The following is a 9,257-nucleotide window of genomic DNA, read 5'->3' on the forward strand; positions in this document are numbered from 1 at the left end:
CCGGCGCCCTGCCGGCACGACGCACCGTGGTGTTGGCTGGGCATGACGCCGGCCCCGAAGCCCAGCCTTCGCCCAGGCCCTGGGGCTGCCGCTGTTGGCCGAACCGTCCTCGAACGCACGGTTCTCGCCCAGCTGATCACCCATTACCGGCTGCTGCTGGCCGTGGCCGGGGAACGGATCGAGCGGGTGGTGCTCTTTGGCCGCCCCACGCTCAGCCGCCCGGTGGCCCGCCTGCTGGCGAATCACAACATTCCCAGCGCCTGTACCAGCCCGGGCGGTGTCCTGGTACGCCCCGGGCCGGCGCCGCGAACGGCTCGTCGCAGACCCCGCCCAGCTCATCGAGTTCGCCGGTACCGCCCCGAAGGGGTGGCTGGACGCCTGGCGGAGCCTGGACGCGCAGGCACAGGGCATAGTAAGGGACCTGCAGCCGTCGAAGCATGTCAACGGCTACCAGCTGGCCCAGCTGTTGTGGCGCCACCGGCAGGGGCCGTTGTTCATCGGCTCCTCCAACATCGTGCGCGACTTTGACCTGGGCCGCTGCCGGGGATGACCGGCCCGGAGCCCGGGTGTACGCCAACCGGGGTCTGGCCGGCATTGACGGGAGCATCTCCACCGCCTTGGGCCTGGCCATCGCCAGCGGCCAGCCGACCCGTGCCGTGCTGGGGGACATCACCTTCCTGCACGAGGCCTCGGCCCTGCTGCTGGCCCCGATGAACCGCGACCCACCCTGGACGTGGTGGTGTACAACGATGCCGGCGGGGCGATCTTCTCCACGCTGGAACACGGGGCGGTCCACGAATCGGGGCGGTACGGGCAGGCGGTGGAACGCCTGTTCGCCACCCCGCACACGGCCCGACTCGACGCCCTCGCCCAGGCCTACGGATGGAAGTACTACTGCCCGCAAAATTCCGGCGAGCTGGAGGAACTGTTGGCGGCACCCCAACGGGCCGGGGTGCGGCTGATCGAAGTACGCGCCCCGCGCGAGCAGGTCCGCGCCCAGTCCGTGCAGTGGGCTGAAGCCGTCGGTGCGCTGCCCTGGCCCGAACGGTAGCCCAGCCTGCTCAGGCCATGGCACAAAGACACCGCGCACCCAAGGGTGCGCGGTGTCTTATTTCTGCTTGGGCTGCTGGGTTCCGGCCTAGATATCCACGTGGGTGGGATCCAGGACCCGGCGCAGGAAGTCCTGGGTGCGCGGCTGCTGCGGGTTGCCGATCACGTCGGCTGCCTTGCCCTCCTCAACCACCACCCCGTCGTCCATGAACACCACGCGGTCGGCCACTTCCTTGGCAAACGTCATTTCGTGGGTGACCACCAGCATGGTCATGCCACCCTTGGCCAGCGACTTCATAATCGCCAAGACCTCGCCCACCGTTTCGGGGTCCAGTGCGCTTGTGGGCTCATCGAAGAGCATCAGCCGCGGTTCCATGGACAACGCGCGGGCAATGGCGACGCGTTGCTGTTGCCCGCCTGACAACTGATCCGGATAGCGGCTGCCAAAATCACCTAGTCCCACCCGGTCGAGATTGGATTGAGCAATCCTCTTTGCCTCGCTCTTGGGCCGTTTTGCGACCTTGATCTGGGCAACGGTGCAGTTCTCCAACACGGTCAGGTGGGGGAAGAGATTGAACTGCTGGAAAACCATGCCGACATGTCGGCGCATCCTGTCCAGATCCACATCAGGATCCGTAGCCTCGAAACCGCCGACATGAATGGTGCCGCCGTTCGGCTTTTCCAGTAGGTTGACGCAGCGCAGGAGAGTCGACTTACCCGAACCGGAGGGGCCGATCAGGCAGACCACCTCTCCCGGTTCGAGGTTCAAGTCGATCCCTTTGAGCACTTCATTGTTGCCATAAGACTTGCGCAAACCGGTGATGTTCGCGCCCGCTGCTTCAAACTTTTGTTCTGTCGTAGATGTACTCATGATGCTTTCTCCTAGCGCTTTTGCCGGGCGGAGGAACCCTCAAAACGACGCGCGATCAGGCTCAATGGAATGGTGATGACCAGATAGAAGGCACCTGCCACGATTAGCGGAGTAATGCCCGCTCCCAAGGCGGTAATTCCCTCGCGACCAAATTTTGTAATCTCGTATTGAGTCAAGCTCATGCCCAAAATAAACGCCAGAGAGGAGTCCTTGGTCAGAAGAATGACTTCATTGGTCAGCGGCGGCAGCACGATTCGAAAAGCCTGGGGAATGACGATGGTCACCATGGCTCGCCAAGCTGGCATCCCCAACGACCTTGCTGCTTCAGTTTGTCCCTTGGGAACGGCTTGCAGGCCTGCACGCAACGTTTCGGCAATGTATGCGGCCGACACCAAACCCAACGCGACCATGATGTTTACCGGTTGCGGCCAGTTTGATTCCGGAAAGGCGACAGGAACGCCGAAGCCGAATGCGAGAAGCACGAGGATTGCCGGAACGCCGCGGAAGAACTCGATGAAACCGGTGGCGAACCAGCGGTAGGGAGCAAAAGACGCCATTTTCATGAGCGCCAACAGCAAACCCAGCACTAGACCGAAAGCAAAAGAAATAATGGTGTAGAAGATTGTGTTTTTCAGCCCGACAAGGATGAGATCGGGGAACATCGATCCAATCTTCTCGAAAGCGAAGAACGAGCTTCGGATTTGTGGCCAGTCGGCAGCAAGGATAAGTACTGCGAGAACAACGACGAAGACCGCTATTTGAATGATCTTGCTGATACGAGCCCGTTGACTTGTGGTCATAGCCATGGAAGAACCTCATGGTTGTCGGGCGCGGCGCTCCAACTTGTGATTGAAGCGCCGCGCGAAATCATTGAAGTGTGGGAAGCGGTCTCCTCGCGAAGACCGCTTTAGAAGATTCCTACTTCTGCCCCAACCACTTGTCGGTCATCTTGTCCAGGTCACCCGAGCTCTTCAGCCGGTCCAGAGTGGAATTCACCTTGTCCAGCAGCTCGGCGCTGTCCTTCGGCACCGCAACACCAAGCTTTTCACCGGTCTGAATCTCTTGAACGACTTCAAAGTCCGGCTTGTCCGCGATCGCATAGCGCAATACGGACTGGTTTCCCAGCGCCGCATCCGCCTTGTTCGAGGTCAAAGCCTGGAGCTGAAGACCGGAGTCTTCATAGCCGATGGTTTCCAGTCCTTGTTCCTTGCCGTATTTCTCACCGGTGGTAGCCTGCTGAACGGCGACACGCTTGCCCTTGGCGGATTCAACATCGGTGATCCCGGACCCTTACGGGCGACCAGCATCAGGTCGTCATCCAGGTAAGGTTCCGAGAAGTCCATGTTGGCCTTGCGCGCATCGGTGATCGAAATCGACGACATCGCGATATCGCACTGAGTCTTGAAGAGGCCGGACTCGATCGAGTCGAAACCTGCGGTGATGACGCTCAGTTTCAAATCCATGTCCGAAGCAATCTCGTTGGCGATATCAATGTCCAGGCCAACGATCTCGCCGTCCTTTTTGAATTCGAACGGTTCGTAGGGAACATCGGAGCAGACCGTCAACTGTCCAGCGGTGCGGGGAGTGAATCCACTGCCTCGGTGTCCGAGCTGCCGTTGTCGGAGCCGCCACAGCCGGTCAGCGCGATGAGCGCTGCTGATCCGATGGCGAGAGTGGATAGTACGTTCTTCTTGAAGGTGCGCATGGAACGGGACCTACTTTCAGGTGATGCGAGTTACAGGCGTCCTGATAATCATAACCATGACGCGGCCCACCTGAGATTCGCATCACACCGTGTCACGTGGGAATAAGCATTACTTGCTCATTGCCCACCTAATCCCTCCCCAGCCGTGGTGAAGCGTTGGGCACGAGGACTTGTCAGCGGGAAACTGCAAAAAGGTCAAGATTCAAAGTTTGACTGTGAATGCTGTTTTAGCGCGGCCCGACCTCTGAGGTGGGTGTGGTGCGCAGCCACCACAGTCGGGCCCCATCTCCGGCCGCTTGATAGCCGGGGCATGGATTTTACTGGCGCTCGGCGTGCAGGGCCTGCAGCATGGGCCGCATCTTGGCCCACGATTCGGCCAGTTCTGACTCCGGATCCGAGCCGGTGACGATCCCGCAACCGGCGTACAAGCGCATATTGCTTTCGTCTTCCAGCACGCCTCCGCGCAGGGCAATGCCAAATTCGCCGTCGCCGCGCGAATCGATCCAGCCCACCGGTCCCGCATAGGGGCCGCGGTCCAGCCCCTCCAGTTCGCGCAGCACCTTCCCGGCAAGCTTTGTGGGGGTGCCGCACACCGCAGCGGTGGGATGGAAAATCTCGGCGATATCAAGTGCGGTGGGGAACCGGCCATCAGAGCCGGGGCGCAGCTCGGCGCTGACATCACTTGCCAGGTGCCAGACATTGGGCAATTCCAGGATGAACGGTTCCTCGGGGGCCTGCATGCCGTGGGAAATCGGATCCAGCGCCAGGGTCAGCGAGTCGATGGCCAACTGGTGCTCCACACGCTGCTTCGGGTCACTCAGCAGGACTCGCTGTGGGTAGCCTGCTTCCCCGACCGGAGCCGTGGCCCGGTCCAGGGTGCCGGCCAGGACCCGCGCTTCGGCGGTGCCGTTGGTGACGCGCACCAGCATTTCCGGGGTGGCACCCACCAGCGTCCACCGAGTAGGTCCAGCAGTTGTCATAGCCGCCAACCAGCTCCCGGACAACCTGCGCCAAATCGATGCCGCCGCTGCTGTGGGCAATCACGTCCCGGGAAAGCACGAGCTTGGAAATCTCGTCACCCTCCAACACCTTCAGCGCCTGGGTGACGCCTTCAGGTAGGAGCCTGCGGTCAGGTCTCCGGGCTGCAGGCTGATCGTGCCGTGCGGGGCGCCGGTGTAGGCCGCCTCGTCCAGCAGCTCCTGGCACCGGGCCAGTGCGTAATCGTAGGTGAGCTGCTCGGTGTCCAGGGTGTCGCTGGTGATGGTGATCCACGAAAGCGCTCCGTCCTTGCCCAGGACCACCTCCGGGATCACCAGCCGGGAACGGTAGTTGCTGGTATACGAGAATGCGAACGCGCCGAAGGCCACCGGCCCGCTGCCGGGCTGGTTGATTGGATCGATCACGGTGGCGCGCTGCACGAGGTCGGTAAACCACTGCCGTGCGTCGCGAAGCGTTCAGCCCCTGGGTATGCAGACGGGCCACCGCCCCCAGGCCCACCAGGCCGTCACCCTGCCGGGTCCACACCAGGGCTCGGTGACGCAATGCGTCGAGCACAAAGGACGGATCGGTGTGGTCGAAACTAAAGGTCACACTGGCAAGAACAGGCAGCTCCTGCTGCACGAAGGCAGGGGAGGCGACAGGCAAATCGGCAGACATGATACGGCTAAGCCTACCGCCGAAAGCGCGCGGTGAGGCTGTGCTGGTGGCCGCAGTCACGCTCCGGCCCAGTGCGCCCGTGCGCCGGAGTTGTCCTGCCCACGAGGTGGGGGCGGTAAGGGTGTGCCGTGTACCGCTGTGCCTTGTGGCCTCTGGCCCACGGCGAAGATAACAGCACCGCAAAGAGAAAGAGGAGGGCCACATCGGCTAGAGTGATAGAAGTTTCGGAAGCGGTGCGCTGCCGAGGAGTCCTCCTGGACGATAACCAAACCCGTTGAAAGATAAGTAAGCCGTAAAACAGTGACTGATTCGAAAAGCAACTGGACCGCAGCCGGGCATGAGGTTCCGAACTCGATAGAGCTGAATCCGGAAACCGCGGCACTGGCCGCGACCATCAATCTTCCAGCAGGTTTCGCCCCGATTGCCGAGGACCCGGAGTTCGGCCCGGCCGTCTCCACCGGGCTGGCCAAGGTCGAGAAGCTGCTGCGCGACGCAATCGCCAACTCCGATCCGCTGATCGACGCCTCCTCCCGACACCTCGTGGAGGCCGGGGGCAAGCGGGTGCGCCCGCTGCTGGTGCTGCTGACCGCGCTGCTGGGCGAGGGAATCGACGACGATGTCATTAAGGCGGCCGCCGTGGTGGAACTGACCCACCTGGCCACGCTTTACCACGATGACGTCATGGATTCGGCCCGATGCGCCGCGGCGCCCCGACCGCCCACGAGGTGTGGGGCAACTCAGTTGCCATTCTGGCCGGTGACCTGATCTTTGCCCGTGCGTCGGTGCTCGGTGCCGAGCTGGGCCCGGAAGCGGTCACCTGGCAGTCACGCACCTTTGAGCGCCTCTGCCTGGGACAGCTGCACGAATGGATTGGCCCGCGCGAGGGGGACGACCCGATCGCCCACCACCTGCAGGTCATCAGCGACAAGACCGCCTCCCTGCTGGCAACCTCCGGCGCCTTTGGTGCCCGTTTCGGCCAGCGCCCGGAATATGTGGCGATCCTGCGCGAATACGGCGAAAAGGTAGGCGTGGCCTTCCAGGTGGCCGACGACGTGATCGACCTGGTCGCCACCAGCGGCAACTCGGGTAAGACTCCGGGGACCGACCTGCGCGAAGAAGTTCCCACCCTGCCGGTGCTGAAGCTGCGTGAAGCCGCGGCACACGGGGACCAGGATGCAATCGCGGCCCTGGAGCTTGTTGACGGTGATTTGAGCAGTGACGAGGCGCTGGCCCAGGCCGTTGCGGCCGTCGGAGCGCACCCGGCAACCCGCCAGGCCTGGGAAGTGGCCCGCCAGTGGGCTGATGATGCCATCAAGGTTCTGGAGCCGCTGCCCGAAGGCACCGTGAAGCACGCGTTGATCGCCTTCGCTGACGCCGTGGTCACCCGCGAGGCCTGAGCGTTAAAGCGTCCTTGAGGGGGCAGACCAACAGACTTCAAAAAGGATCGGCCGGCTCCCATGCGGGGGCCGGCCGATCCTTTGTCATGCCGCAATGTTGTGCCATAGGTAAGTGATAACGCCGTCTATGTCGGTTTTCCTGATGCAGCTGCTGTGAGCTCGGTTCCTTTGAAGAACCGATATCGAAGGGGTGCAGAAAAACAAGTTGCGGTCCCTGGTTCACTCACCCAGGGATCGTGATCGGTGCAATGCGTTCAACGGGTGACGCGAAGATCAAAGTAGGACAAAAAGATTCGCGATATCTTCGGTTTATTTATCCTTTCCCTCAGCTACCCTTCCACGGATTGCTGTTGCTGTTCTCTGCGGGTCTTGACGCTTGGCTAAATACAAGCAGGTCACAGAACCTAGCTACGCAGCCAAATTCCTAGCGTGTTAATAGCTTGCAAAGGGTTGACGAAGCGCAGAAAGTAATTAGTGTGTACTAAAAGCGAAATGATGTGCGTAAGGAGATCGAGCGGTGCTGAAAATCAAGAAGATGTTAACCACTGGCGCGACGGCGCTTTGCCTGACCGTCGGGATGATGGCCCTGGCTCCTGCCGCCCAAGCGGACACCCAAACTCGGTGGTACAACAACTTGCGGGTTTGCCAAGCGGAAACCAATGCTCGGGCGAAGCACCTGCGAAATAAGGGCTACACGGTCAGTATTCAGCGGTATTGCAAGGGGGAGCAGTACATCGGTTACAGGCCGCAGTATCAGTCGATTCTCTACTTCAACTGACGCTCGCAGAAGAACCCCGAGTCTGCTGAAGGTTCGAGTGAGACTAAGGTTTAGGCTGCAAGAGCGACAGCTCGATCATTGCAGCCTCGACGCCGGCGACGCAGCCATTTGCTGCCGCTCGTGGGCTGCTCGTGCCAAAAAGGCGCCCGAAAGGTCGTCAGGTGCTCGACCTACGTGCAGACCAGGACTAGGAAACCCGCCGCAACTCCGCCTCGGTCAGAGCGAAGGGGTGGCGCTCGGAGAACACCGCGGCACGCAGCTGCTCGGCCTTTTCCGCCCGGTCCGCCACCGGCACCCGGTGGCGCAGCTGGCGATAGAGCATGTCATCTGAATAACGGGCAAAGACGTGCTGGTGATAGTGCACACGTGCTGGTTGCCAGCGGGCTCATTGTGCTGCCGGGTGCTGGTTCCCTCCGGAGCCCAGGCAAGTTTCATGGCCAGGGCAATCCGGCGGGTCTCACGCATAATCGCCGCGCCGACCTCATCATCAAGGTCATAGAGGGATTCAAGGTGGGCGGTGGGGATGATCATCACGTGTCCGCCGTATTTGCCGAACCCGTCACAGGCCATGATCGCCGCCGCGTGACGCGTCTGGTAGATCATGTCTGTGGGAGCGCACAGGTTCCCCTCGCTGAACGGCAGGTCATTGAGCAGCTCGCAAAACGGGCACTGGTACCGGCCGGGGCGTGGGAATGGTGCAGCACTAATTCTCCAATTCCGCGCTGAGCTCCTCGAACACCCAGGCGAACATGTCCAGCGTGAACTCGCTGAACGTTCCTTCCTCACTGGTCCAGTTGCCGCGCGCGTTGTTGCGGCGGTAAACAATCGGATCGGGCACGTCGAGCTGGTTGACCTTGAAGCCCCAGACGAATTTTTCCTCCTCGTCCTCCAGGAACAAGAGGTAGCCGTCCTCCACCTCCAGCTCCTCAGGGTCGAAGAAGTAGTGGTAGGCCTCCATGAAGTCCTCGCAGTTACCCAGCGAACGGTAGAACTCCTCCAGCACCTGGGGGATCTGCACCCGAGACTCCTCCAATGCCCCACCCAGTTCCGCAGCGCTCAACCCGTCACTCTGGCTCCAGGCGTCATCCAGATACTTGGGAACCAGGGAACGGAACTTCTCAATGAACATGTCAGCCATGTCAATATCCTATCGACTCACGGCCCCCGGCAGGGAACCGGGGCGGCGCTCGCTCAGGCCAGTTCCAGGGCGATTAATGCGATCCACAGCTGCACCCGGTCGCCGGTGACCGTCGGGTCGTAGCCGGAGAGCTCGGTGATCTGCTGCAGCCGGTAGCGCACCGTGTTGCGGTGCAATCCCAGCGACTCGGCCACGGCGCCGACCGAACCGTCCAGCTTGAAGTACTCGCGCAGCGTGGTCACCAGTTCGCCGCGGTTGGTCCGGTCGAATTTCTGCAGCGGCCCCAGCGCCTCGGCAGCCAGATCGTGGATGGGCACGTCCTTGGCGGTGAGCAGCAGGGAGGTCAGCGACAGCTTGGCCGGGGCATTAACCCGTTCCCCGTGGCGCAACGCCTCCAGTGCCTCAAAGTAGCTCCACCGCACCCCGCGCGCCCCGGATAGCTGCCGCCGTAGCCAATGGACGCCTGAATCCCGGCCTTCTCCAGGTACTCGCTGATCAGCGTTACCGCCTGCGCGGCCAGCTCCTGGGGGAGCAGCATCGCCAAACGGTCATCGATCATCGAGGTGACCTGTTGCTCTAGCAGCGGGGGCAACGGCAGGCTCGGCAGCACCGACGCCGCGGAGACGGCTGGATGAGGATGGCCACGTGGTTGCGCTGCCGGT

General features: G+C 61.9%; 14 protein-coding genes and 3 pseudogenes. 4 read left to right on the top strand and 13 right to left on the bottom strand.

Translation table 11 applies throughout. The features are described from left to right. Positions 1 to 246, bottom strand: a 246-nt coding sequence (locus JCM19049_RS05095; protein ID WP_279402501.1) for a hypothetical protein, incomplete at its 3' end; no start/stop codon positions are given. Positions 247 to 277: 31 nt separating this feature from the next. Here JCM19049_RS05095 and JCM19049_RS05100 point away from each other — a divergent pair. After that, positions 278 to 550 carry a hypothetical protein gene (locus tag JCM19049_RS05100; RefSeq protein ID WP_054821025.1) on the top strand — a complete coding sequence of 91 codons (273 nt, stop codon included), beginning with the start codon at positions 278 to 280 and terminating at the stop codon, positions 548 to 550. Positions 551 to 736: 186 nt separating this feature from the next. Beyond that, positions 737 to 1,051: a hypothetical protein gene (locus JCM19049_RS05105; RefSeq protein ID WP_279402502.1), complete on the top strand. Its 315-nt coding sequence runs from the start codon at positions 737 to 739 to the stop codon at positions 1,049 to 1,051. A gap of 87 nt (positions 1,052 to 1,138) precedes the next feature. On the opposite strand, the gene JCM19049_RS05110 is transcribed toward JCM19049_RS05105, so the two are convergent. The 7 genes from JCM19049_RS05110 to JCM19049_RS05130 form a co-directional block, all read right to left on the bottom strand. After that, positions 1,139 to 1,921 (bottom strand): amino acid ABC transporter ATP-binding protein, encoded by a 783-nt coding sequence (locus tag JCM19049_RS05110; RefSeq protein WP_054821027.1) that lies wholly within the window; start codon positions 1,919 to 1,921, stop codon positions 1,139 to 1,141. Between the two features lie 11 nt (positions 1,922 to 1,932). Next, positions 1,933 to 2,727, bottom strand: coding sequence for an amino acid ABC transporter permease (locus JCM19049_RS05115; protein WP_054821028.1), 795 nt, complete (start codon positions 2,725 to 2,727; stop codon positions 1,933 to 1,935). A 112-nt stretch (positions 2,728 to 2,839) separates the two neighbouring features. Continuing rightward, the gene (locus JCM19049_RS23170; protein ID WP_374700235.1) at positions 2,840 to 3,073 is read right to left on the bottom strand and encodes a substrate-binding periplasmic protein; all 234 of its coding nucleotides are present in this window, start codon (positions 3,071 to 3,073) and stop codon (positions 2,840 to 2,842) included. Then, a complete protein-coding gene (locus JCM19049_RS23175) occupies positions 3,070 to 3,486 on the bottom strand; it encodes a transporter substrate-binding domain-containing protein (RefSeq protein ID WP_374700236.1) in 417 nt (138 codons plus the stop codon). The genes JCM19049_RS23170 and JCM19049_RS23175 overlap by 4 nt, the downstream gene beginning before the upstream one ends. Then, entirely contained in the window at positions 3,483 to 3,626 is a 144-nt protein-coding gene (locus JCM19049_RS18735; RefSeq protein ID WP_279402503.1) for a hypothetical protein, read from the bottom strand. Before JCM19049_RS18735 ends, JCM19049_RS23175 begins: the two co-directional genes overlap by 4 nt. Before the next feature lie 317 nt (positions 3,627 to 3,943). Further along, entirely contained in the window at positions 3,944 to 4,606 is a 663-nt protein-coding gene (locus JCM19049_RS05125; RefSeq protein ID WP_279402504.1) for an isochorismate synthase MenF, read from the bottom strand. A 111-nt stretch (positions 4,607 to 4,717) separates the two neighbouring features. Continuing rightward, on the bottom strand, positions 4,718 to 5,029 hold the full coding sequence (locus JCM19049_RS05130) for a hypothetical protein (protein ID WP_279402505.1): 312 nt from the start codon (positions 5,027 to 5,029) through the stop codon (positions 4,718 to 4,720). 553 nt (positions 5,030 to 5,582) lie between these two features. Here JCM19049_RS05130 and JCM19049_RS05135 point away from each other — a divergent pair. Further along, a pseudogene (locus JCM19049_RS05135) lies at positions 5,583 to 6,679 on the top strand (polyprenyl synthetase family protein). A 517-nt stretch (positions 6,680 to 7,196) separates the two neighbouring features. Further along, positions 7,197 to 7,457 (top strand): hypothetical protein, encoded by a 261-nt coding sequence (locus tag JCM19049_RS05140; protein WP_054821031.1) that lies wholly within the window; start codon positions 7,197 to 7,199, stop codon positions 7,455 to 7,457. A 187-nt stretch (positions 7,458 to 7,644) separates the two neighbouring features. Here JCM19049_RS05140 and JCM19049_RS18740 read toward each other — a convergent pair whose 3' ends face one another. The 5 genes and pseudogenes from JCM19049_RS18740 to JCM19049_RS18750 form a co-directional block, all read right to left on the bottom strand. After that, on the bottom strand, positions 7,645 to 7,779 hold the full coding sequence (locus JCM19049_RS18740; RefSeq protein ID WP_279402507.1) for a hypothetical protein: 135 nt from the start codon (positions 7,777 to 7,779) through the stop codon (positions 7,645 to 7,647). Between the two features lie 101 nt (positions 7,780 to 7,880). Beyond that, positions 7,881 to 8,060 (bottom strand): annotated as a pseudogene (locus JCM19049_RS18745) (HIT family protein); the annotation flags it as partial. A 100-nt stretch (positions 8,061 to 8,160) separates the two neighbouring features. Beyond that, a complete protein-coding gene (locus tag JCM19049_RS05150; RefSeq protein WP_054821032.1) occupies positions 8,161 to 8,595 on the bottom strand; it encodes a hypothetical protein in 435 nt (144 codons plus the stop codon). 53 nt (positions 8,596 to 8,648) lie between these two features. Continuing rightward, positions 8,649 to 8,984 carry a helix-turn-helix domain-containing protein gene (locus JCM19049_RS05155; protein ID WP_279402506.1) on the bottom strand — a complete coding sequence of 112 codons (336 nt, stop codon included), beginning with the start codon at positions 8,982 to 8,984 and terminating at the stop codon, positions 8,649 to 8,651. Further along, positions 8,939 to 9,257, bottom strand: a pseudogene (locus JCM19049_RS18750) (hypothetical protein); the annotation flags it as partial. The gene JCM19049_RS05155 and the pseudogene JCM19049_RS18750, both read right to left, overlap by 46 nt.

The sequence above is a fragment of the Arthrobacter sp. JCM 19049 genome, from assembly GCF_001310435.1.